Raw genomic sequence first — 24351 nt, 5'->3', positions numbered from 1 at the left:
GACCTCGGATTACCGGCTGAGTAGAGGGTGATTGCTATAGTCTGTGTAAACCAAAAGTTTATAGTGGCGACCATGGAAACCTTCAGCAGTATCGAATGCTTCGTCCGTAGCGCAGAGGTCGGCAGCTTTGCCGAGGCTGCGCGGCGCTTGAGTCTGACCCCGGCTGCGGTGGGTAAAAGTGTCGCCAAGCTCGAGGCCCGGCTCGGTGTGCGATTGTTTCAGCGCAGTACCCGCAACCTGACTTTGACCGAGGCCGGCCAGCTGTTCCTCGGTGAGGTCAGTACCAGTCTTCAGACCATTCAAAACGCCGTGGCTAATCTGGCCAGCGCGCAAGGACGCCCGGCGGGGACACTGAAAGTCAGCATGGGCACGGCGTTCGGGCGGTTGTACATCGTGCCGTTGCTGGGGGAGTTTCTACGGCGCTTTCCGGCGATCAACCCGGACTGGCATTTTGATAACCGCCAGGTCGACCTGATCGGCCAAGGTTTCGATGCTGCGATTGGCGGTGGCTTTGAACTGCCGCAAGGGGTGGTAGCGCGCAAACTGACGCCGGCCCATAGGGTGCTGGTGGCCTCCGAGGATTATCTGAAGCGGCGCGAGGCGATTGTCGAACCAGATGACTTGCGCCATTGCGACGGAATTCTGATTCGCTCACCGCAAACCGGGCGCGTGCGCTCTTGGCAACTGACCAGTCGCACCCGGCAACACAGCCCATTGGCGCTTGCGGCGCGGATGACCATGAGCGATTCAGAAGCCGCCTGCGTCAGTGCCACGCAGGGATTGGGTATCGCCTTGGTCAGCCTGCCGTTCGCCGTGAACTACTTGAGCGCGGGTACCTTGCAGCGGGTGTTGCCAGATTGGTATGTCGACGACGGCAATATTTCGATCTATTACGCCGAGCATAAGTTGTTGCCGGGCAAGACCCGGGCGTTTGTCGACTTCATCATCGAGCAGTTTGCCGAGCAGCAATTGGCGCAACGGTTCAGTGCGCTATGAGTTTGGCAATGAACCGAGGTGCTGCCATCGCGGGCAAGCCTCGCTCCTACGCAAATGCTGCCTTGTAGGAGCGAGCTTGCTCGCGATGAACTACGCAAATGCTGCCTTGTAGGAGCGAGCTTGCTCGCGATGAACGATAACGCGCTCTTCAGGCAAACTCAGCGCCCAAACCGCCCTGGCCAACCAATAATGGTCTTCGGCCGAGGCGTGGCATAGGTCCGCACCTTGGACGTGGAAAGCCCCAATCGCACCAGCGATTCAGCAATGGTCACCGCCGCGCTCACCCCATCCACCACTGGCACGCCGGTACGCCGACGAATGTGTTCATCCAGCCCGGCCATACCGCCACAACCCAGACAGATCACTTCAGCCTTGTCCTCACTCACCGCCAACTCCGCCTGGCGGACGATGGCCTCCATAGCGCGCTCTGGGTCTTCTTCCAGTTCCAGCACCGCCAGGCCACTGGCTCGAACCGACGCGCAGCGTTCATAAAGGCCGGAAAGCTTGAGGCGGTCCTCGATCAGCGGCACGGTGCGGTCCAGTGTGGTGACCACCGAATAGGCGTGGCCAAGAAACATTGCGGTGCTCGCGCCTGCATCGGTGATGTCCACCACTGGCACGTTGAGCAACTCCTGCAGACCTTCACGGCCATGCTCCCCGTAGCCGGCCTGGATCACCGCGTCATAGGGTTGGTCGTATGACAGCACGCGGTCCATGACGGCGATCGCGGCCAGATAGCTTTCGAAATTGCCTTCGATGGACTCTGCGCCGAAAAAGGGCGTCAGACCGATGATTTCAGTGCCGGGCGAGGCCACAGCTTGCGCCTGTCTGGCGATGGCCTGGGTGATGGACTCGGTGGTGTTGACGTTGACCACAAGAATTCGCATGGGTTGTCCTTATAGCAGAGTCATTTGACGGCCCGGGTTGAACGGGCCGCACTGGAGTTAGTGGCTGACGTTTTCAACCGCAATGGCTTCACCGCTGACATCCGCGTAGTGCGGTTGCCGCTTGGCGATGATCAGATAAAGAATACCTGCGATACCGGCGCCAAACAGCCAGGAGAACGGCGATACGCTGGCAAAGCCCGGAACCAGTGCCAGGGTGATGGCAATCAGCGCCGCAGGAACAAAGGCTGCAACGGCCCGCAAATTCACACCGGCGCTGTAGTAATAAGCGCCCTTTGGATCTTCGCTGTAGAGCTCGGGCACATTGACCTGGCCTTTGCGCACCAGCCAGTAGTCGACCATGATCACCCCGTACAGGGGCCCCAACAGCGCGCCGAGCCCGGACAGGAAGTACACGATCACCAGCGGGCTGTTATAGAGATTCCACGGCAGGATCAGCACCGCAATGGTCGCGCTGATCAACCCGGCGCGGCGAAAGTTCAGGTACTTGGGCGCCAGGTTGCTGAGGACGAAGGCGGGGGCGACGAAGTTGGCCATGATGTTCACTGCCACGGTGACGATCAGGAATGCCAGGCAGCCGAGTACCAGAAAAAACGTATTGGGAATCGAGGCGATGATTTCGGTCGGGCTTTCGATGATCCGTCCGTTGATCTGGAACTGCGCACCGCAAAGCAGCACGGTGATGCTGGCGAACACCAGAATATTCACCGGAAGGCCCCAGAAGTTGCCGACCTTGATGGTCTTGCGGCACGGTGAAGAGCGGGCGAAATCGCAGAAGTTGAGGATCAGCGTGCCGTAGATCGACAGCCACAAGGCGCCGCCGGCGAAAATGTTGCGCCACATCTGGGCCCCGGTCAGTGGTTCGCGGATCGACCAGGCGATGGTCGCATTGGCCTGGGTGTACATCCACGCCGCCAGGGCGGCGACGGTCAGCAGAATCACCGGCCCGGCAAACGCTTCATAGCGCCGAACCATCTCCATGCCGTAGGCGAGAATCGCCAGTTGCACGAACCAGATCGTCACGAAACATACCCAGCCCAGGCTCGACAACCCGAGGATCGAGTTGTGATCGTACTCGGCAAAGCCTGGGTGGACTGCGGTCAGCAGCACGCGAAACACCACGGAGGCAAGGTACGTCTGGATACCGAACCAGGCAATGGCGATGACGGCGCGGATCAGCGCCGGAATTTGTGCGCCATGGATACCGAAACTGATCCGGCTGATGACCGGGAATGGCACGCCGGTCTTCTGGCCCATGTAGCCGGACAGGTTCATGAAGAAGTACACCAGCGCCGCGCCAATCCCCAGCGACAGCAGAATTTGCCAACCGCCCAGGCCCAGGGCGTACAGGCCGATGGCGAAGGAGTAGTTGGCGATGTTGTGCACGTCATTGGTCCACAACGCAAAGATGCTGTAACGACCCCAGCGTCGGCCTTCGATTTTGGTGGGTGCCAGGTCCTTGTTGTGCAGTCGTGGGCTTAGGCTCAGCGGTGGCGTCGCTCCAAGTGTTTGACTGGTGTTGGATTGAGAGTGGTTGTGGGTGGAGGAGGGCAAATCCAGTGCGATGTTATTAGAGAGGCTTGTACGCATTCCGGCAGGCTCCTGATCCCGGGTTGACGGTGACTGTGCATGAGCGCAAGGCTCGGCAATCTTCGCCGACGGTTCCGGGAATCACTGGGTTCTGGGCATCTGCAGCCTGACGGAGAATTAACCGTGGCAGGTGTGCGGATATAAAGTGTGTGTATGTTTTGAGGTTATTGTATACAAAACACAAGTCTTCTTAAGCCACTTCTATGCCAGATTTCTGTCTATGAATTCTGTGTTTAATTTCGTTTTTATATATTTTGAAGGTAAGTAACTGAAATAAAATCAATATTAATTGACTGATTGAACAGGTATTTATTTTTTGAGGGTGTCCAGGCTTGCACAGGCGAGCAGTAGCTCAGAAGGGAGGATGTAACTTTTTGGGGCGCTGACAGGTAAAGTGCACACGGAAATGGCACCTATGGTGACATTCTTGTACACATGTTTTTCGCGGGACAGGTCTTGACTGGCTGGACATCAAAAGATCGACCGAACGCGGCCCGAGCTTTCGCCAGCTCCTGCACTGGATGTGTGTACATCACCAGGAGCTGCCGCAGGTTGCGATCTTTACGCTTTGCTGATGATATTCCCGGCGTGCAGCCCGCATTCTTTCTGCGTGGCTTCTTCCCACCACCAGCGGCCTTCGCGCTCGTGTTGGTTCGGCAGGACAGGGCGGGTGCACGGCTCGCAGCCGATGCTGATAAAACCGCGTTCGTGCAGGCTGTTGTAAGGCAGCTCAAGCATGCGGATGTAACCCCAGATCTCTTCACTGGTCATTTGTGCCAGCGGGTTGAATTTGTAGAGGGTACGTTCAGGAGTGGAGAAGGCACTGTCGATTTCCAGCACGGCAACCTGGCTGCGGGTGCCGGGGCTCTGGTCGCGGCGTTGGCCGGTAGCCCAGGCGCTGACGGTGGAAAGTTTGCGGCGCAGTGGTTCGATCTTGCGGATGCCGCAGCATTCGCCATGACCATCCTTGTAGAAGCTGAACAGGCCTTTTTCCTTCACGAAGGGTTCAAGCTTGCTTTGATCCGGCGATACCAGCTCGATCTGGATCTTGTAGTGCTCGCGAACCTGCTCGATGAACCGGTAGGTTTCCGGATGCAGACGACCGGTGTCCAGGCTGAAGACCTTGACGTTTTTGTTCAGCTTCCAGGCCATGTCCACCAGCACCACGTCTTCCGCGCCGCTGAAGGAAATCCACAAGTCGTCGCCGAACTGGGCGAAGGCCAGTTTAAGAATGTCCTGGGCGGACTTGTTGGCATAGGTTGCAGCGAGTTCAGCGACGTCGAATGATTGGCTCATCAGGGTGGTTTCCTACAGGTCGGTGGCGCTAAGCGCTCTATATACTGGCGATGGTAACAAAAACCTGTGGTGGCTGGCTCGCTCCTCTGCGTTGCGTCGGTCAGAGCGAGTCGCTAGAGTTCGGCTGTCCTTTTACTCGCCTCGACTCAATAATCAATACAAATGGGAGTGTCTTGTGGAAATTGCCTGTCTCGACCTGGAAGGTGTGCTGGTCCCGGAAATCTGGATCGCCTTTGCCGAAAAAACCGGTATTGAATCCCTCAAGGCAACCACTCGGGATATTCCCGATTACGACGTGCTGATGAAGCAGCGCCTGCGAATTCTTGATGAGCACGGCTTGAAGCTGTCCGATATCCAGGAAGTGATCGCGACCCTCAAGCCGCTGGACGGTGCCATTGAGTTCGTCAACTGGCTGCGCGAGCGGTTTCAGGTGGTGATTCTTTCGGACACTTTCTATGAGTTCTCCCAGCCGCTGATGCGTCAACTGGGTTTCCCGACGCTGCTTTGCCATCGGTTGATCACTGACGAAACGGATCGGGTAATCGGCTATCAACTGCGCCAGAAAGACCCCAAGCGCCAGTCGGTGCTGGCGTTCAAGAGCCTGTACTACCGAGTGATCGCGGCCGGTGATTCATACAACGACACCACGATGCTGGGCGAGGCCGACGCAGGGATTCTGTTTCATGCGCCGGAAAACGTGATTCGCGAGTTCCCGCAGTTTCCGGCAGTGCACACCTTTGCCGAGCTCAAGCAGGAGTTCTTGAAAGCTTCGAGTCGGGAGTTGAGCCTGTAATCGGATGGCAGGTGTTGAGTGTTGATCGTTCCCACGCTCCGCGTGGGAATGCCTCACTGGACGCTCTGCGTCCGCTTCGACAGTGACGCAGAGCGTCACAGACTGCATTCCCACGCAGAGCATGGGAACGATCGACTGTCACAATCCCTGCAAGGTTTCCAGCAGCACCTTCACCTTGGTGATGGACTCCTGATATTCGGCCTGCCAGTCCGAGTCCGCGACGATTCCGCCACCGCCCCAGCAGCAGACTTGCTCATCCTTGACCAGCAAGCTGCGGATGGCGATAGAACTGTCCATTTCCCCGCGTACATCCAGATACAGCAACGAGCCGCAATATAACCCGCGCCGGGTCGGTTCCAGCTCGTCGATGATTTGCATCGCCCGGATTTTCGGTGCGCCGGTGATCGAGCCGCCGGGGAAACTGCCGGCGATCAGGTCCAGGGCATCTTTATCATCCGCCAACTCGCCGGTGACGCTGCTGACCAGGTGATGCACGTTCGGGTAGCTTTCCAGGCTGAACAACTCCGGCACCCGCACCGAGCCGATACGGCAGGTGCGGCCCAGATCGTTGCGCAGCAGGTCGACGATCATCAGGTTTTCCGCACGATCCTTGGCGCTGGCCAGCAGCTCGGTGGCATTGGCCGCGTCTTCAAAAGCGTCCTTGCCGCGCGGCCGGGTGCCTTTGATCGGACGGGTTTCCACGTGGCCGTCACTGACTTTCACGAAGCGTTCCGGAGACAGGCTCAGCACCGCGCCGCCGTCGGGCAGGCTCTGGAAACCGGAGAAGGGCGTCGGGCACGCTGCCCGCAGCGCGCAGTACGCCGTCCACGGGTCGCCCTGGCATCGCGCGCGGAAGCGTTGGGCAAAGTTGACCTGATAACAGTCGCCGGCCTGAATGTAATGCTGGATGCGCAGGAAAGCTTGCTGATAGTCGCCGGGACTGAGGTCAGGGCTCATCGGACCGTTTAGCGTGAAGGCTTCGGGTGTCGAGTGCGCTGGCTGGCTGAACAGCTCGATCAGGCGCTGACGTTCTGTATCGGCCAGGCTTGGGTGAAACACCAGTTGGCTGGTGCCCGACAAGTGATCGCTGATCAACGCCCAGTTGTACAGACCCAGGTGCGCATCGGGTAACCGCAAGTCATCGCGGGCCTGGTTCGGCAGGGTTTCCAGATGGCGGCCAAAGTCGTAGCTGAGGTAGCCGATCAGGCCGCCGACGAAGGGCAGTTGATACGGTTGCGGCAGCGCAGCGTTGCCAAGGCGGGTCAGGTTGTTTCGTAGCCGTTGCAGGAAATGGGCACCGCTTTCGTCCGGTAATACCGTTAGCTGCTCCAGCGGCCAGGCACTGAGCAGGTCATAGCGTCCGCGTTCGGCGCTCGGGCGACCGCTGTCGAGCAGCACGGCGCCGGGGGCATGCCGAATCGCCGCGAAATACTCGGCGGGGTTGGCGCGATAAGGGAGCGGGTGTACGGAGCAGGTCAACATGCGGGGCAGATCAGTCATCGGTGCGCGGCTGGCGATTGTAGTCCCCTGCAGGATTTGCTCCTAGAGGGGATGTCGGGGGATGGCACTTTTTACGTCGCAAGAACGCTGTAGCCGCGTCCTTCGGCAGCGCCTACAGGGTTGCGGTCACGGGGTGTATTCCCTGACCTTGTGTGAGGAGTGCTCGTTGTGCGCTTCAACCGCTGGTACATGTCCGAACAGTTGTTGAGCAAAGCGCACACGTTCCTCCGGCGTTTCCTTGATGCCTCTGGCCTTGAGTTCTTCCAGGCGCGCTTCCACGGCATGGGTGCGCAGGGTCAGGCCGCAATCGTTGGCAATCTGGATGTTCAGGCCGGGGCGGGCGTTGAGTTCGAGAATCAACGGGCCTTTTTCCTGGTCCAGCACCATATCGACGCCGATATAGCCCAGTCCGCAGAGTTCATGGCAACCGGCCGCCAGCTTCATGAAGCCGTCCCAATAAGGCAGCTGCACGCCGTCCACCGCATTGTTGGTGTCCGGGTGTTTGGCGATGATGCTGTTCAGCCAGGTACCGCGCAGGGTCAGGCCGGTGGCCATGTCGACACCGACGCCGATGGCGCCCTGGTGCAGGTTGGCCTTGCCATTCGACTGACGGGTTGGCAGGCGCAACATGGCCATCACCGGATAGCCCATCAGTACGATGACGCGGATATCGGGCACGCCTTCGTAGCTGATACTTTTGAAGATCTGGTCCGGGGTTACGCGGTATTCGATCAATGCCCGATCACGATGACCGCCCAGGGAATACAGGCCAGTCAGAATGCTGGAAATCTGATGTTCGATTTCCTCATGGGTGATGATTTTCCCGGACACCGTGCGATAGCGGCCCTCGAAGCGGTCGGCGATCACCAGGATGCCGTCACCGCCAGCCCCCTGGGCCGGCTTGATGACGAAGTCGCTGCGCCCGCCGATGATCTCGTCGAGCTTGTCGATTTCCTTTTCGGTGGAGATCACTCCGTACATTTCCGGCACCTGAATGCCGGCCTTGATCGCACGTTCCTTGGTGATGATTTTGTCATCGACAATCGGGTACAGGCTGCGCTTGTTGTACTTGAGCACGTAGTCTGCGTTACGCCGATTGATCCCCATGACACCCCGGGCTTGCAGGGCCTTCCAGGTCTTCCAGAGGCCAAACATTACGAATCAGCCTTGAGGAAGGCTTTGAACCGCACCAGCTCGGTGAGGCGGTAGCCACGATAGCGCCCCATGGCCAGCATGAAGCCCACCATAATGAACAGAATCGCCGGGAAGGTGAACACGAAGTAGATCAGCTCCGGCACGCTCATGATCAGGTGTGCCAGGGAGGCGGCGAACAGCGTACCAATGGCGACTTTCATCGCATGGCCGGCACCACGCTCTTCCCAGGTGATCGACAGGCGTTCGATGGTCATGGTCAGAATCACCATCGGGAACAACGCTACCGACAGGCCGCGTTCCAGGCCCAGTTTGTGGCTGAAGAGGCTGATCGCAGCGATCAGCACCACGACAAAGGTCAGTACCACCGACAGCCTGGGCAGCATTTGCAGTTTCAAGTGTTCAAGGTACGAGCGTAGCGACAAGCCCAGCGCGGTGATGATGGTGAACAGCACGATACCGAAGCCCAGCTGCGTCTCGCGAAAGGCCAGGGCAATCAGTACCGGGGTGAATGTGCCCAGGGTCTGCAGGCCGATCAGGTTGCGCAGGATCAGAATCACCAGCACGCCGATCGGGATCATCACCATGACCATGAACGTCTGCTGGGTTTGCAGCGGCAGACCGTAGAGCGAATATCCGAGGAAGTTGGCGTCGGAGTTTTCGTCGGTCAGCTTGGCCAGGCGTATGGCGTTCATTTCGCTGTTGTTCATGCTGAAGGTGACGGTGGCTTTCTTGCCGCCATCGACGGTAATCAGGTTGTCATCACCGGTCCACCACAGCAAGCGGTCGGTGGGCAGGCCTTGCTCGCCGGTATCCGGGTTGAAGTACAGCCAGTCGGTGCCGTTGAAGCTGCGCAGCCACAGTTCCGGAGTTTGCGGCTGGTCCGCCACCAGGCGAATGGTGTGGACTTTTTCCATCGGTACATGGGCGATAGACAGCAACAGCTCGACGATCTTTGCCTTGTGCGGCGTCGACGGATCGCCACCCAGCAGCAGTTTGACGTTGTCGTCATTGAGGTTGTTGACACGTTTGATGGCTTCGCCGATGAAGGTTTCGACGTCCGCCGAGTGCTGGCGAATCGGGGCGAGCAGGGCTTCAGCTGCGATTTTTTCCGGGCCTTCGACCGGGATACTGTCGCGGAAAGTCGGGCCTTTGATCTTGGATTTTTCACCGCTGTAGCGCTTGGTCAGCACCAGGCGGTAGTAGAGGGTCTGATTGCCCTTGGCGCGACGGGCGGACCAGGTGACCTTGCGGTTGCCGTCGACGCGGTTGACGGCCACGCCGTAGTTATTGGAGATAAAGCTCTCGTTGAGGCTGACGTAGTCGCGGCTCAGTGGTGGCACGAACATCTGAATCTTGATCGGGTCCTTGGCACTGGCGACGAACTGAACCTTGGCATCGATGTTCCACAAGTCGTCGGTGGCGTCTTCGGTCACGGGAATGCCGAGCACGAAAATCTGGTAGGCCGTGACTGAAATACCCAGCACCACCAGGATGGCGATCAGGATTTTCAGATGGAGGGTAAGAGCGCGCATTGAAATTACTCTGCGGTATGAGCGTCGGCGGCGCAGGCGGGTTTGCCAGCAGCGTATTTGAGACTGGGGTCGACCAGCGCATCAAAGCGCTTGAGCGCTTCGGATCCGATCAAAAGCGGGTATTGGAATGCACTTCGGTCGGTCAGGTTAACTTCAATACTGCGCAAAGCGCTGCCCATGCAGATATCCAGGGCAATCACCGGGCGGGCGGTGTAGGTCTTGTCTTCATAGGGATCGTAGTCGCCCGCGCGGCGCTTGATCTTGCTGACCCGCGCCAGTGGACGTTCAATCGGGTGTGAGTGGGCGGTGTCAATGGCCAGGTAGAAGCGTACCCAGGACTCGCCGTTACGTTTGAAACGTTTGATATCGCGAGCACTGAGGGAGGCGGTTTTGGCGCCTGTGTCGAGTTTGGCCGCGACTTCCAGATCGATCCCGGCAAGCTTTGCGTATTCATTCAGGCCATAAACGGTTTTCTCGGCGGCAGCGCTCACACCGGGCAGGCAGAGTAGGCAAAGCAATGTAGGGAAGGGCTTGAGTCTCATAAATCCTGGAGCGTCGCAATGCGATCTTCGGTTCAAGGCGACTGGCATTGCTGCGCAACCTCGTGTGCCTGGCATAAAAAGATGACAGGCAAATGCGGGCGGCATTCTAGCATGCTGGTTTTATGGCGCCAGCGCTCCAGGTTGGCTATAGGCAGGGGTTCTGCATCGTTATGGTGCAGATGGTTATTAGACGATTGTCGACAATACCTATTTTTCCTTTGACTGTTTGTAGGTAATTAGCTAGTTTTTGTCGCATTGGATTTAAAGGTGTCGACAATATGCTGGATCAACTCGATCCCCCAGTTCTGATGCAGGATGATTCGGAGACCCTCTCCGAGAATGTCTTCCGGCGTATCCAGGCGGCCATCGTCAAAGGCGATATCGCCCCGGGCAGCAAGATTTCCGAGCCGGAGCTGGCGCGTACCTATGGCATCAGCCGCGGGCCATTGCGTGAGGCGATCCACCGTCTGGAAGGGCAGCGGCTGCTGGTGCGTATTCCCCATGTCGGCGCGCGGGTGGTTTCCCTCAGTCATGCCGAGTTGATCGAACTCTATGAAATCCGCGAATCCCTGGAAGGCATGGCCTGTCGTCTGGCCGCCGAGCGCATGAGCGTCGAAGAAATCGACGAGCTGCGCCGGGTTCTCGAGACCCATGAGCGCGATGCGGCGTTCCAGGCCGGTGTCGGTTATTACCAGCAGGAAGGCGATTTCGATTTTCACTACCGGATCATTCAGGGCGCGGGCAACCGCACCCTGACCCAGATGCTCTGCGGTGAGCTGTACCAGCTGGTTCGCATGTACCGCATACAGTTTTCCGCTACGCCTAACCGCCCGCGCCAGGCGTTCGCCGAACATCACCGGATTCTCGACGCGATTGCTGATCGCGACGGTGAACTGGCCGAGTTGTTGATGCGCCGCCACATCGGCGCTTCCAAACGCAATATCGCGCGTCATTACCAGGACAGCGCCAACCAGACAGCCACTCCACGAGGTGAGTCATGAGTTCCAACAAGAGCACTCCAGGCCAGCGTTTCCGCGATGCGGTCGCCAGTGAACAGCCGCTGCAAGTGGTCGGCGCGATCAACGCCAACCACGCCTTGCTGGCCAAGCGCGCCGGTTTCAAGGCGATCTACCTGTCCGGTGGCGGGGTGGCTGCCGGCTCCCTCGGTGTGCCGGACCTGGGCATTACCGGTCTGGATGACGTGTTGACCGACGTACGCCGGATCACTGACGTCTGCGACCTGCCGCTGCTGGTGGACGTGGACACCGGTTTCGGCTCCTCGGCGTTCAACGTGGCGCGTACCGTCAAGTCGATGATCAAGTTCGGCGCCGCGGCGATTCACATCGAAGACCAGGTCGGCGCCAAGCGCTGCGGCCACCGTCCGAACAAGGAAATCGTTTCCCAGCAGGAAATGGTCGACCGCATCAAGGCCGCCGTCGATGCGCGCACCGATGACAGCTTCGTCATCATGGCGCGTACCGATGCACTGGCGGTGGAAGGCCTGGAGTCGGCGCTCGATCGCGCTGCAGCCTGCATCGAGGCCGGCGCCGATATGGTTTTCCCGGAAGCCATTACCGAACTTGAAATGTACAAGCTGTTTGCCAGCCGCGTGAAAGCGCCGATTCTGGCCAATATCACGGAATTCGGCGCGACGCCGCTGTACACCGTCGAGCAATTGAAAGCCGCCGATGTTTCGCTGGTGCTGTACCCGCTGTCGGCATTCCGTGCCATGAACAAGGCGGCAGAAAACGTCTACACCGCCATTCGCCGCGACGGCACGCAGCAGAACGTCATCGACACTATGCAAACCCGTATGGAGCTGTACGACGCCATCGATTACCACGTTTTCGAGCAGAAGCTTGATGCGTTGTTTGCGTCGAAGAAATAGTAGGACCCGTAGCAGCTGCCGAGCCCGCGAGGCTGCGTTCGAGGCCGAAGGACTCGCCAGTCAGACGACGCAGTTTTCCAGATGAACCGCGTCGTCGGGGTTTACGACTGCTGCGCAGCCGGACGCAGCCTCGCAGGCTCGACAGCTGCTACGAAAGTGAGATAGCCGTTTAGAAACGTGCCGATTCCCTAACAAATTCAAGATTGGAGAAAGCAATGGCCGAAGCAAAAGTATTGAGTGGCGCCGGGCTACGGGGCCAGGTGGCCGGGCAAACCGCATTGTCCACCGTGGGACTGGAGGGCGCGGGCCTGACCTATCGCGGCTATGACGTTCGCGAACTGGCCGCCGACGCACAGTTCGAAGAAGTGGCCTACCTGCTGCTGTACGGCGAGCTGCCGACCAAGGCGCAGCTGGCGGCCTACATCAGCAAACTGAGCAAACTGCGTGACCTGCCGCAAGCGCTGAAGGAGGTGCTCGAGCGCATTCCGGCGGACGTTCACCCGATGGACGTGATGCGCACCGGATGCTCGTTCCTGGGCAACATCGAACCGGAGAAAGACTTCTCTGAACAACATGATGCCACCGACCGGCTGCTGGCCGCGTTCCCGGCGATCATGTGCTACTGGTATCGCTTCAGCCACGACGGCAAACGCATTAACTGCGTGACCGATGAAGAATCCATCGGCGGGCATTTCCTGCACTTGCTGCACGATAAGAAGCCGAGCGAGTTGCACGTCAAGGTCATGAACGTTTCGCTGATCCTTTACGCGGAACACGAGTTCAACGCATCAACCTTTACCGCTCGAGTCTGCGCGTCGACCTTGTCCGACCTGTATTCCTGCATCACCGCGGCCATCGGCTCCTTGCGCGGCCCGCTGCACGGCGGCGCCAACGAAGCGGCAATGGAAATGATCGAGCGCTTCAAGTCTCCCGAAGAGGCGATCAAGGGGACCCTCGGCATGCTCGAGCGCAAAGACAAGATCATGGGTTTTGGTCACGCGATCTATAAAGACAACGACCCGCGTAATGAAGTGATCAAGGGCTGGTCGAAAAAGCTCGCCGACGAAGTGGGCGACAAGGTGTTGTTCCCGGTCTCTGAAGCCATCGACAAGACCATGTGGGAGCAAAAGAAACTGTTCCCCAACGCCGACTTCTACCATGCCTCGACGTACCACTTCATGGGCATCCCGACCAAGTTGTTCACGCCGATTTTTGTCTGCTCACGCCTGACCGGCTGGGCCGCTCACGTGTTCGAGCAGCGCGCCCACAACCGCATCATCCGCCCGAGTGCCGAGTACGTCGGCGTCGAACAGCGCAAGTTCGTGCCAATCGAGCAACGCTGACCGGTGGGCATCGGCGTCGGTTGCTGAATGAAACGAAGAGCCCTGTGTAGGAGCCGAGCTTGCTCGCGATAGCGGTGTAACTGTCGACATCAATGTTGAATGTCAGTCCGTCATCGCGAGCAAGCTCGCTCCTACAGTGGATCGCGTTCATTTCAAGCCCGGTGCCAGGCGCCTCCCTTTGAAACTACCGTGATCGAGTCCTGACGCCCATGAACACTGAATTTCGCAAACCGCTGCCCGGCAGCCATCTGGATTACTTCGACGTCCGCGCGGCTGTCGACGGCATCCAGCCCGGTGCCTACGACACACTGCCTTACACCTCCCGTGTGCTGGCCGAGAACCTGGTGCGTCGCTGCGATCCTGCGACCCTCACCGACTCCCTGAAGCAGCTCATCGAACGCAAGCGCGATCTGGACTTCCCGTGGTTCCCGGCCCGTGTGGTGTGTCATGACATTCTCGGCCAGACCGCGCTGGTCGACCTCGCCGGCTTGCGTGATGCCATCGCCCTGCAAGGTGGCGACCCGGCCTTGGTCAACCCGGTGGTGCCGACCCAGCTGATCGTCGATCACTCGCTGGCTGTGGAGTGCGGTGGCTTCGACCCGGACGCGTTCACCAAGAACCGTGCGATCGAAGACCGACGCAACGAAGACCGTTTCCACTTCATCAACTGGACCAAAAAGGCGTTCAAGAACGTTGACGTGATTCCGCCGGGCAACGGGATCATGCACCAGATCAATCTGGAGAAAATGTCTCCGGTGATTCAGGTGCGCGACGGCGTGGCGTTCCCGGATACCTGCGTCGGCACCGACAGCCACACCCCGCACGTGGATGCCCTTGGGGTGATCGCCATCGGCGTCGGTGGCCTGGAAGCCGAGAGCGTGATGCTCGGCCGCGCCTCGTGGATGCGCCTGCCGGAAAGTGTCGGCGTCGAGCTGACGGGCAAGCTGCAACCGGGCATCACCGCCACCGACATGGTGCTGGCGCTGACTGAGTTCTTGCGTAAACAAAAAGTCGTCGGTGCATGGCTGGAATTCTTCGGCGAAGGCGCTTCGGCGCTGACCTTGGGCGACCGCGCGACCATTTCCAACATGGCCCCGGAATACGGTGCCACCGCGGCGATGTTCTACATCGACCAGCAAACCATCGACTACCTGAAACTCACCGGCCGTGAAGACCAGCAGGTGCAACTGGTAGAGCTCTACGCCAAACAGACCGGTCTTTGGGCCGACAGCCTGAAGCAGGCGCAATATGAGCGTGGGCTGCGCTTCGATCTGTCTTCGGTGGTGCGCAATATGGCCGGTCCGAGCAATCCCCATGCGCGGGTGGCCACCACGGACCTCGCGGCCAAGGGCATTGCCGGTCAGTGGGACGATGTGCCGGGGCAGATGCCCGATGGCGCGGTGATCATTGCCGCCATCACCAGCTGCACCAACACCAGCAACCCGCGCAACGTCATCGCCGCCGGCCTGATGGCGCGTAACGCCAACAAGCTGGGGCTGACCCGCAAGCCGTGGGTCAAGTCGTCTCTCGCCCCGGGTTCCAAGACCGTTGCGCTGTACCTGGACGAAGCTGGCCTGACTCAAGAGCTGGAGCAACTGGGATTCGGCGTGGTGGCGTTCGCCTGCACTACCTGCAACGGCATGTCTGGCGCGCTGGACCCGGTGATCCAGCAAGAGATCATCGACCGCGATTTGTACGCCACCGCCGTGTTGTCGGGTAACCGCAACTTCGACGGGCGTATTCACCCCTACGCCAAGCAGGCGTTCCTCGCTTCGCCTCCGCTGGTGGTGGCTTACGCCATTGCCGGGACCATCCGTTTTGACATCGAAAAAGACGTGCTGGGCCTGACCGCCGATGGCAAGGAAATCCGCCTCAAAGACATCTGGCCCAGCGACGAAGAGATCGATGCGGTGGTCAAGGCGTCGGTCAAGCCGGAGCAGTTCCGCAAGGTGTATATCCCGATGTTCGCGATTCACGAAGACACAGGTCCCAAGGTCGAGCCGCTGTACGACTGGCGCGAGATGAGCACCTACATCCGCCGTCCGCCGTACTGGGAAGGTGCGCTGGCCGGTGAGCGTCCGCTCAAGGGCATGCGTCCATTGGCCGTGCTGCCGGATAACATCACTACCGATCACCTGTCGCCGTCCAACGCGATCATGCTCGACAGCGCCGCCGGTGAGTACCTGGCGAAAATGGGCCTGCCGGAGGAGGACTTCAACTCCTACGCCACCCACCGTGGCGATCACTTGACCGCGCAACGCGCAACCTTCGCCAATCCGAAACTGTTCAACGAAATGGTGAAGGAAAACGGAGCGGTCAAACAGGGTTCCCTGGCTCGCGTCGAACCGGAAGGCAAGGTCATGCGCATGTGGGAAGCCATCGAGACCTACATGGAGCGCAAGCAGCCGCTGATCATCATCGCCGGCGCCGATTACGGTCAGGGTTCTTCCCGTGACTGGGCGGCCAAGGGCGTGCGTCTGGCCGGCGTGGAAGCCATCGCCGCCGAAGGTTTCGAGCGCATCCACCGTACCAACCTGGTCGGCATGGGTGTGCTGCCGCTGGAATTCAAACCGGGCGTAGATCGCAAGACCCTGGGTATCGACGGCAGCGAAACCTTCGACGTGATCGGCGAGCGTACCCCGCGTGCCACGCTAACCCTGCTGATTAACCGCAAGAACGGTGAGTGTCTCGAGGTGCCGGTCACCTGTCGCCTCGATACCGCCGAAGAAGTCTCGATCTACGAGGCCGGTGGTGTGCTGCAACGTTTCGCCCAGGACTTCCTCGAGTCGGCGGTTGCCGTCTAATACGACGAGCTGGAGCGGGACGTCGAAGTCCCGCCCCGGCCTATAAGGAAAAACATGGCTCACGTACCGCAAATCAAGATTCCCGCCACCTACATGCGAGGCGGCACCAGCAAAGGCGTGTTCTTCAGCCTGCAAGACCTTCCCGAATCTGCCCAGATCCCGGGCGCTGCACGCGATGCACTGTTGCTACGGGTGATTGGTAGCCCGGATCCGTATGACAAGCAGATCGATGGCATGGGGGCTGCGACCTCGAGCACCAGCAAGACGGTCATCCTGTCCAGGAGCACAAGGCCCGACCACGACGTCGATTACCTGTTCGGTCAGGTCTCCATCGACAAGCCCTTCGTCGACTGGAGCGGCAACTGCGGCAACCTCTCTGCGGCGGTCGGCGCATTTGCCATCAGCAGCGGTCTGGTGGACGCCAGCCGCATCCCCCAAAACGGTGTGGCGACGGTGCGCATCTGGCAGGCCAATATCGGCAAGACCATCATCGCCCATGTGCCCATCACTGACGGCGCGGTGCAGGAAACCGGTGATTTTGAGCTCGACGGCGTGACCTTTCCTGCCGCCGAAGTCCAGCTCGAGTTCATGGACCCGGCCGCCGAGGAGAAGGGTGCGGGCGGCTCGATGTTCCCCACCGGCAATCTGGTCGATGACCTGCAGGTGCCAGGCCTTGGCACGCTCAAGGTGACGATGATCAATGCCGGGATCCCGACCATCTTCGTCAACGCGGATGCCATCGGCTACACTGGCACCGAGTTGCAGGGCGACATCAACGGTGACGCGAAGGCGCTGGCGATGTTCGAGACGATTCGTGCACACGGCGCACTGCGCATGGGCCTCATCCAGCACATTGATGAAGCCGCCAAGCGTCAGCACACGCCCAAGGTCGCCTTCGTCGCCAGGCCGGCCGATTACCTTGCCTCCAGCGGCAAGTTGGTTTGCGCGGGTGACGTGGACCTGCTCGTACGCGCGCTGTCCATGGGCAAGCTGCACCACGCCATGATGGGCACAGCCGCTGTGGCCATCGGCACCGCCGCGGCAATTCCGGGCACGCTGGTGAGCCTCGCTGCCGGCGGCAGTGCGCACAGTGCGGTGCGCTTCGGTCATCCTTCGGGCACCCTGCGCGTAGGCGCGGAGGCCAGCCAGGTCAACGGCGAGTGGACCGTGAACAAGGCCATCATGAGCCGCAGCGCCCGTGTGCTGATGGAAGGCTGGGTGCGCGTACCGGGTGATGCTTTCTGATATAGGTGAAACCTGTGGGAGCAGGCTTGCTCGCGATGGCGGCGACCCGTTCTTTCAGGTGGACCAAGACAGGTGTTCCCACACTTAACAGAGGGAATCAAACATGAGCGCCAATGTCGACCTGAACTATCGCCCCGACTACGACACCGTCCTGCAGGACATTGCCGACTACGTCCTGAACTTCAAGATCAAGTCCAAAGAAGCGCTGGACACTGCCCGCAACTGCCTGATGGACACCCTCGGCTGCGGCCTGCTGGCCCTGCGTTTTCCGGAGTGCACCAAGCACCTGGGGCCGATCGTGGAGGGCACTGTCGTACCGTTTGGCGCTCGGGTACCAGGCACCAGTTTTCGCCTTGATCCGGTCAAGGCTGCCTGGGACATTGGCTGCATCGTTCGTTGGCTCGACTACAACGACACCTGGCTGGCCGCCGAGTGGGGTCATCCATCCGACAACCTCGGCGGCATCCTGGCCGTGGCTGACTACCTGTCGCAGAAGCGTGTGGCCAATGGCGACGCGCCCCTGACCATTCGCGCCGTGCTGGAAGCGATGATCATGGCCCACGAGATACAGGGCGTGATCGCACTGGAAAACTCCTTCAATCGCGTAGGTCTGGACCACGTAATCCTGGTAAAAGTGGCCTCGACCGCTGTCACCGCGAAACTGATGGGCGCCAACCGCGAGCAACTGTTGTCCGCGTTGTCCCACGCGTTCGCCGATGGTCAGGCGCTGCGCACCTACCGTCACGCGCCGAACGCCGGTTCGCGTAAATCCTGGGCGGCGGGCGATGCGTCCAGCCGTGGCGTGCGTCTGGCGGACATTGCCATGCGCGGCGAAATGGGCATCCCGGGTGTGCTGACAGCAAAACAGTGGGGGTTCTACGACGTGCTGTTCAGCCATACCAACAAGGATCTGGCGCTCAAACCTGAAGACAAGCGTTCCTTCTGCTTCTCGCAGAAATTCGGCACCTACGTGATGGAGAACGTGCTGTTCAAAATCAGCTTCCCGGCCGAGTTTCACGCGCAAACTGCCTGTGAAGCTGCCGTGACCCTGCACGCTCAGGTCAAGGATCGCCTGCGCGATATCGACAAGATCGTCATCACCACTCACGAGTCGGCGATCCGCATCATTTCCAAGGTCGGCAAGCTGGCCAACGCCGCTGACCGCGACCACTGCATTCAGTACATGACTGCCGTACCGTTGGCCTTTGGTAACCTGGTGGCCGAGCAATACGAAGACGATTTTCACGCCGGCCATCCGATTATCGATGAACTGCGCGAGAAGATGGTCGTCGTCGAAGACCCGCGTTACACCCGCGAATACCTGGAAGCCGACAAGCGTTCCATCGCCAACGCCCTGCAAGTGTTCTTCAAGGACGGCTCGAAAACCGAACAGGTCGTGGTTGAGTACCCGATTGGCCACCGCCGTCGCCGCGCCGACGGCATTCCATTGCTGGAGGACAAGTTCAAGACCAACCTGGCAACCCGGTTCACCGCGCAACGTACCGCTGAAATCTTTGCCCTGTGCAAGGACCAGGCTGCACTTGAAGCGACCCCGGTCAACCGCTTTGTTGATATGTTCGTGGTCTGACGCCTGCACGCCCCGGAACGCACGATCTTGATCAGCAGTTTGAGCAAGGCACTGGCGACGGCTTCAGGGCTGGGGAATGAGTGGGCTAAGCGCTTGAAATAACACCGCGTTATCGTTCATCGCGAGCAAGCTCGCTCCTACAGGAAGTACACGATCTAGTGTGGGAGCGGGCTTGCTCGCGATAGCGGTCTGACAGGCGATACAACAATTACTTGAACCGCCGCTCCACGCCTTTCTCCACCAGAATCTTCGCCGAAATCTCTTCCACCGAAAAATGTGTGGAGTTGATATGCGCGATGTTCTCGCGGCGGAACAGATTCTCCACTTCCCGTACTTCGAATTCGCACTGGGCATAACTCGAATAACGGCTGTTAGGCTTGCGCTCGTTGCGGATCGCAGTGAGGCGGTCCGGGTCGATGGTCAGGCCGAACAGTTTGTGCTGATGGGCGCGTAGGGCAGCGGGCAGTTGCAGACGCTCCATGTCGTCTTCGGTCAGCGGGTAGTTGGCCGCGCGGATGCCAAATTGCATGGCCATGTACAGGCAGGTCGGGGTTTTGCCGCAGCGCGAGACACCCACCAGGATCAGATCGGCCTTGTCGTAATAGTGGGTTCGGGCGCCGTCGTCGTTGTCGAGGGCGAAGTTCACCGCCTCGATGCGTTCCATATAGTTGGAGTTGTGGCCAATGGAATGAGACTTGCCGACCGAATACGACGAATGCTCGCTCAACTCCTGCTCCAGTGGCGCGAGGAAGGTCGAGAAAATGTCAATCATGAAACCATTGGAGGTCGCGAGGATCTCACGAATATCCTGATTGACGATGGTATCGAAGATGATCGGGCGAAATCCGTCCTTTTCGGCGGCATTGTTGATTTGTTGCACCATGGCCCGCGCTTTATCCACGCTGTCGATGTACGGCCGTATGGCTTTGCTGAAGGTAATGTTTTCGAACTGCGCCAACAGGCTTTGACCCAGGGTTTCGGCTGTAATGCCCGTGCCATCGGAGATAAAGAAAGCAGATCGTTTCATTTGCGCCTTGGGCCTTAAGCTGGTGACGATTCTTGGATATGATAGGCGCGGTTTGTCGGCCTCGGATGGCCCGCATTCTCACTTATTTTCCAGGTCCAGGCCATATCGCCGGCAAACGCTCCCATTGAGCAGCCGGTGTTCTGAGCTTTTCCAACACAGCTAGTGGAGAGATCACCTTGGTAGAGTACGTAGTTTCCCTCGATAAGCTCGGCGTCCATGATGTAGAGCATGTGGGGGGCAAGAACGCATCCCTGGGCGAGATGATCAGTAACCTTGCGGGTGCCGGTGTATCGGTTCCCGGTGGCTTTGCTACAACGGCTCAGGCTTACCGTGACTTCCTTGAGTTAAGTGGTCTGAACAACCAGATCCACGCCGCCCTTGATGCGCTGGACGTCGATGACGTGAATGCCCTGGCCAAAACCGGCGCGCAAATCCGTCAATGGATCATGGAGGCCGAGTTTCCGGAGAAGCTCAACGCCGAAATCCGCACCGCGTTCGCCACGCTGTCGGCCGGCAACCCCGACATGGCGGTGGCCGTGCGCTCCTCGGCGACCGCCGAAGACTTGCCGGACGCCTCTTTCGCCGGTCAGCAGGAAACCTTCCTGAACATCCGTGGCGTCGAGAACGTCATTCGCGCTGCCAAGGAAGTGTTTGCTTCCCTGTTCAACGATCGCGCCATTTCCTACCGTGTACACCAGGGTTTCGACCACAAGCTGGTCGCCCTGTCCGCTGGCGTGCAGCGCATGGTGCGCTCGGAAACCGGCACCGCCGGCGTGATGTTCACCCTGGATACCGAGTCGGGCTTCCGTGACGTGGTGTTCATCACCGGCGCCTACGGCCTGGGCGAAACCGTCGTACAAGGCGCGGTGAACCCGGATGAGTTCTACGTCCACAAAGGCACGCTGGCAGCCGGTCGCCCGGCAATCCTGCGCCGCAACCTGGGCAGTAAAGCCATCAAGATGATCTACGGCGACGAAGCCAAGGCCGGTCGTTCGGTCAAGACTGTCGATGTCGACAAGGCCGAACGCGCGCGCTTCTGCCTGACCGACGCCGAAGTCAGCGAACTGGCCAAGCAGGCGATGATCATCGAGAAGCACTACAAGTGCCCGATGGACATCGAATGGGCCAAAGACGGTGACGACGGCAAGCTGTACATCGTTCAGGCCCGCCCTGAAACCGTGAAGAGCCGTACCCAGGCGAACGTCATGGAACGTTACCTGTTGAAAGAAACCGGCACCGTGCTGGTAGAAGGTCGCGCCATCGGTCAGCGCATCGGCGCCGGCAAGGTGCGGATCATCAGAGACGTTTCCGAGATGGACAAGGTTCAGCCGGGCGACGTTCTGGTGTCCGACATGACCGATCCGGACTGGGAACCGGTCATGAAGCGCGCCAGCGCCATCGTCACCAACCGTGGCGGGCGTACGTGCCACGCGGCGATCATCGCTCGCGAGCTGGGCATCCCGGCCGTGGTGGGTTGCGGCAATGCCACCCAACTGTTGAAAGACGGCCAGGGCGTTACCGTGTCCTGCGCTGAAGGCGACACTGGTTTCATCTTCGAAGGCCAGCTGGGCTTCGATATCAAGAAGAACTCCGTCGACGCCATGCCTGATCTGCCGTTCAAGATCATGATGAACGTCGGTAACCCGGATCGTGCCTTCGATTTCGCCCAGTTGCCGAACGCCGGTGTGGGTCTGGCCCGTCTGGAATTCATCATCAACCGCATGATCGGTGTGCACCCCAAGGCACTGCTGAACTACGCCGGGTTGCCGCAGGAGATCAAGGAAAGCGTCGACAAGCGCATCGCCGGCTACGACGACCCGGTCGGCTTCTACGTCGAGAAACTGGTCGAAGGCATCAGTACCCTGGCGGCTGCGTTCTGGCCGAAAAAGGTCATCGTGCGTCTGTCGGACTTCAAGTCCAATGAATACGCGAACCTGATCGGCGGCAAGCTCTACGAACCGGAAGAAGAGAACCCGATGCTGGGTTTCCGTGGCGCATCGCGTTACATCAGCGAATCGTTCCGTGACTGCTTCGAGCTCGAATGCCGCGCTCTCAAGCGTGTTCGCAACGAGATGGGCCTGACTAACGTCGAAATCATGGTGCCGTTCGTCCGTACCCTGGGCGAAGCCAGCCAGGTCGTCGATCTGCTGGCGGAAAACGGTCTGGCGCGGGGTGAAAACGGTCTGCGCATCATCATGATGTGCGAACTGCCGTCCAACGCCATTCTGGCCGAAGAGTTCCTCGAGTTCTTCGATGGCTTCTCCATCGGTTCCAACGACCTGACCCAGCTGACCCTGGGCCTGGACCGTGACTCCGGGATCATCGCGCACCTGTTCGACGAGCGAAATCCAGCGGTCAAGAAACTGTTGGCCAATGCCATCCAGGCGTGCAACAAGGCTGGCAAATACATTGGTATTTGCGGTCAGGGCCCTTCCGACCACCCTGATCTGGCCAAATGGCTGATGGAGCAGGGCATCGAAAGCGTCTCGTTGAACCCCGATTCCGTACTGGAAACCTGGTTCTTCCTGGCTGAAGGTCAGGCCTCGGCCTGATGGTGTTGTTGTAGGAGCGAGCTTGCTCGCTCCTACACAGATCGACATTGCGGTCATTGATTGGCCTTTTTAGATATTCAAGTAGGGCGGGCATCCATCTGAATGCCGCCCTTTTTTGTGCAAGGCATTATGCAAAGCAGCAGCAATCTATTTCCTGTCGCCCTGATCAGCGCCGAGCGGCGCGGTGATCTGAGCGAAGACGTCTACCGTTTGAAGCCTGGCAATAGTCCTGATGGCACCGTTGAGCTGGCGGTCACCCGCTTGGGCATGGCGGATGCGCCTGAGGTTCGCGGCGTCCCGGTGGTGCTGCTTCATGGCAGTTTTTCCAACCGGCGATTCTGGTACTCGCCCAAAGGTCTGGGGCTGGGCGCTTATCTGGCGCGGGCCGGTTTTGATGTGTGGATTCCGGAGATGCGCGGTCACGGCTTGTCCCGGCGCAATCAGGACTACAGCAAGAACCGCGTCGCCGACTATGCCCGCTACGATCTGCCAGCGATTGCCGCGTTCGTGCGTGAGCAAAGTGGCCAGATTCCCCATTGGTTGGGACATTCGCTGGGCGGCATCACGCTGGCGGCGGCGTTGGGCGGCCAGTATCTGGGCGCGCCTGCCGTTGCGTCTGCAGCGTTTTTCGGCACCCAGGTCAGTCGTACTTACTGGCCATTGAAAATCCCGCCGGTGGAGTGGAGCGGGCGATTCATTTTGAAGCGATTTGCCCGGATATCGGGTTCCCGGCTCAAGCGCGGACCCGAGGATGAGCCGATTGGGCTGGCCCTGGAAGGCATGCGCTGGTACGGGCTGTTCGGTCGTTTTGGTGACTCGGAGAAGGACTGGTGGGCGGGGCTGGCCGAGAGTCAGGTGCCGGTGTTGGGCGTGAGCGCAGCGGGTGATCATCAAGACCCGACGTGGGCCTGCCGTAAACTTTTCGATCAGTTTGGCTCCGAGCTGCGGCAGTTCGTTTGCCTGGGACGGGAGCAGGGCTTTAGCGACAATTTTGGCCATGTGGAGATGCTGGTCAGTAAAAATGCCCAGACTGAGGTCTGGCCATTGGTGGAGCGCTGGTTGAAAGATCAGGAAACTCCGTTGCTGACCCAGGAGTCGAGTCTCGCCGCTGCGGTCTGAGCGGTGCGCTCTGACAAGGGCATTTCGCTCTGGTCGGCTTACGGCTAAGATATGACGCGTTGGGCTGTTTTGGTCACATTCAGTTACTGAGTCAGCATTTATGTTCGTGCCGCTTGAGCGTCTGATCAATCTGGATGAAGGTTACCGACGAACTTTTCAGGTCGGCGGGCGTAGCCTGTTGCTCTTGGTGCTGGACAATCAGCCGTTGCTGATTGAGGACAGCTGTCCACATCGAGGCGCGCCGTTGTCTGCCGGCACGGTGGTGGGCAATGTGTTGCGTTGCGCGCGGCATGGCATGGAGTTCCAGTTGCCCGGCGGACTTGCCTTGCAGCCGTCCTGCCCTGGCCTGAACATGTTGAAACTGGCGTATGAAGGTGACCGTATCGGTATCGACGTATAAGGTGATGTTTTGAAGATCCAGCGTCGATGCTCGCTTTAACAGCGTATCTCTGTAGTTTTTGACACCCGTTCGTGTT

19 protein-coding genes are annotated in these 24351 nt (G+C 59.4%); 11 read left to right on the top strand and 8 right to left on the bottom strand.

All coding sequences use genetic code 11. The features are described 5' to 3' along the window. The first annotated feature begins 72 nt into the window (after nucleotides 1-72). Nucleotides 73-996: a LysR family transcriptional regulator gene (locus tag AC07VR_RS05160; protein ID WP_494992409.1), complete on the top strand. Its 924-nt coding sequence runs from the start codon at nucleotides 73-75 to the stop codon at nucleotides 994-996. A gap of 158 nt (nucleotides 997-1154) precedes the next feature. Here the strand turns inward: AC07VR_RS05160 and AC07VR_RS05155 are convergent, their stop codons facing one another. From AC07VR_RS05155 to AC07VR_RS05145, 3 genes are all read right to left on the bottom strand, one after another. After that, nucleotides 1155-1883 carry an aspartate/glutamate racemase family protein gene (locus tag AC07VR_RS05155; RefSeq protein WP_494992408.1) on the bottom strand — a complete coding sequence of 243 codons (729 nt, stop codon included), beginning with the start codon at nucleotides 1881-1883 and terminating at the stop codon, nucleotides 1155-1157. A 57-nt stretch (nucleotides 1884-1940) separates the two neighbouring features. Continuing rightward, the gene (locus tag AC07VR_RS05150) at nucleotides 1941-3491 is read right to left on the bottom strand and encodes an NCS1 family nucleobase:cation symporter-1 (protein WP_495010621.1); all 1551 of its coding nucleotides are present in this window, start codon (nucleotides 3489-3491) and stop codon (nucleotides 1941-1943) included. A 561-nt stretch (nucleotides 3492-4052) separates the two neighbouring features. Beyond that, the gene (locus AC07VR_RS05145; protein WP_494992406.1) at nucleotides 4053-4787 is read right to left on the bottom strand and encodes a phosphoadenylyl-sulfate reductase; all 735 of its coding nucleotides are present in this window, start codon (nucleotides 4785-4787) and stop codon (nucleotides 4053-4055) included. A 175-nt stretch (nucleotides 4788-4962) separates the two neighbouring features. Between AC07VR_RS05145 and thrH the strand changes: the two genes are divergently transcribed. Further along, on the top strand, nucleotides 4963-5580 hold the full coding sequence (gene thrH, locus AC07VR_RS05140; RefSeq protein ID WP_495010620.1) for a bifunctional phosphoserine phosphatase/homoserine phosphotransferase ThrH: 618 nt from the start codon (nucleotides 4963-4965) through the stop codon (nucleotides 5578-5580). Nucleotides 5581-5718: 138 nt separating this feature from the next. Here the strand turns inward: thrH and pabB are convergent, their stop codons facing one another. From pabB to rloA, 4 genes are all read right to left on the bottom strand, one after another. Beyond that, entirely contained in the window at nucleotides 5719-7062 is a 1344-nt protein-coding gene (gene pabB / locus AC07VR_RS05135) for an aminodeoxychorismate synthase component I (RefSeq protein ID WP_494992478.1), read from the bottom strand. 144 nt (nucleotides 7063-7206) lie between these two features. Further along, nucleotides 7207-8235, bottom strand: coding sequence for an alpha-L-glutamate ligase-like protein (locus AC07VR_RS05130; protein ID WP_494992404.1), 1029 nt, complete (start codon nucleotides 8233-8235; stop codon nucleotides 7207-7209). Next, nucleotides 8235-9767 (bottom strand): osmotic stress tolerance membrane protein RloB, encoded by a 1533-nt coding sequence (rloB, locus tag AC07VR_RS05125; protein WP_494992403.1) that lies wholly within the window; start codon nucleotides 9765-9767, stop codon nucleotides 8235-8237. The genes AC07VR_RS05130 and rloB overlap by 1 nt, the downstream gene beginning before the upstream one ends. Nucleotides 9768-9772: 5 nt before the next feature. Then, nucleotides 9773-10309 (bottom strand): retropepsin-like aspartic peptidase RloA, encoded by a 537-nt coding sequence (rloA, locus tag AC07VR_RS05120; RefSeq protein ID WP_494992402.1) that lies wholly within the window; start codon nucleotides 10307-10309, stop codon nucleotides 9773-9775. A 278-nt stretch (nucleotides 10310-10587) separates the two neighbouring features. Here rloA and AC07VR_RS05115 point away from each other — a divergent pair, with 278 nt between their 5' ends. From AC07VR_RS05115 to prpD, 6 genes are all read left to right on the top strand, one after another. Beyond that, nucleotides 10588-11310 carry a GntR family transcriptional regulator gene (locus AC07VR_RS05115; protein WP_494992401.1) on the top strand — a complete coding sequence of 241 codons (723 nt, stop codon included), beginning with the start codon at nucleotides 10588-10590 and terminating at the stop codon, nucleotides 11308-11310. Further along, complete coding sequence (gene prpB / locus AC07VR_RS05110; RefSeq protein ID WP_494992400.1) at nucleotides 11307-12197, top strand: methylisocitrate lyase; 891 nt, start codon at nucleotides 11307-11309, stop codon at nucleotides 12195-12197. Before AC07VR_RS05115 ends, prpB begins: the two co-directional genes overlap by 4 nt. Before the next feature lie 215 nt (nucleotides 12198-12412). Next, on the top strand, nucleotides 12413-13540 hold the full coding sequence (gene prpC / locus AC07VR_RS05105; protein WP_495010619.1) for a bifunctional 2-methylcitrate synthase/citrate synthase: 1128 nt from the start codon (nucleotides 12413-12415) through the stop codon (nucleotides 13538-13540). Nucleotides 13541-13749: 209 nt separating this feature from the next. Then, a complete protein-coding gene (gene acnD / locus AC07VR_RS05100) occupies nucleotides 13750-16344 on the top strand; it encodes a Fe/S-dependent 2-methylisocitrate dehydratase AcnD (RefSeq protein WP_495010618.1) in 2595 nt (864 codons plus the stop codon). Nucleotides 16345-16398: 54 nt separating this feature from the next. Next, entirely contained in the window at nucleotides 16399-17589 is a 1191-nt protein-coding gene (prpF, locus tag AC07VR_RS05095) for a 2-methylaconitate cis-trans isomerase PrpF (protein WP_495010617.1), read from the top strand. Between the two features lie 103 nt (nucleotides 17590-17692). After that, nucleotides 17693-19177, top strand: a complete 1485-nt coding sequence (gene prpD / locus AC07VR_RS05090) for a 2-methylcitrate dehydratase (protein ID WP_495010616.1) — start codon at nucleotides 17693-17695, stop codon at nucleotides 19175-19177. Nucleotides 19178-19385: 208 nt separating this feature from the next. On the opposite strand, the gene ppsR is transcribed toward prpD, so the two are convergent. Next, nucleotides 19386-20204, bottom strand: coding sequence for a posphoenolpyruvate synthetase regulatory kinase/phosphorylase PpsR (gene ppsR / locus AC07VR_RS05085; RefSeq protein ID WP_494992395.1), 819 nt, complete (start codon nucleotides 20202-20204; stop codon nucleotides 19386-19388). Nucleotides 20205-20380: 176 nt separating this feature from the next. Between ppsR and ppsA the strand changes: the two genes are divergently transcribed. The 3 genes from ppsA (at nucleotide 20381) to AC07VR_RS05070 (ending at nucleotide 24275) form a co-directional block, all read left to right on the top strand. Then, complete coding sequence (ppsA, locus tag AC07VR_RS05080; protein ID WP_494992394.1) at nucleotides 20381-22756, top strand: phosphoenolpyruvate synthase; 2376 nt, start codon at nucleotides 20381-20383, stop codon at nucleotides 22754-22756. Between the two features lie 129 nt (nucleotides 22757-22885). After that, on the top strand, nucleotides 22886-23875 hold the full coding sequence (locus AC07VR_RS05075) for an alpha/beta fold hydrolase (protein ID WP_495010734.1): 990 nt from the start codon (nucleotides 22886-22888) through the stop codon (nucleotides 23873-23875). Nucleotides 23876-23975: 100 nt separating this feature from the next. After that, nucleotides 23976-24275, top strand: a complete 300-nt coding sequence (locus AC07VR_RS05070; protein WP_494992392.1) for a Rieske (2Fe-2S) protein — start codon at nucleotides 23976-23978, stop codon at nucleotides 24273-24275. The last annotated feature ends 76 nt before the right edge of the window (nucleotides 24276-24351 follow it).

The organism is Pseudomonas sp. GW821-FHT02H09, assembly GCF_059421425.1.
Note: the sequence above shows the minus strand (reverse complement) of the source record. Positions and strands in the feature narration are given on the sequence as shown.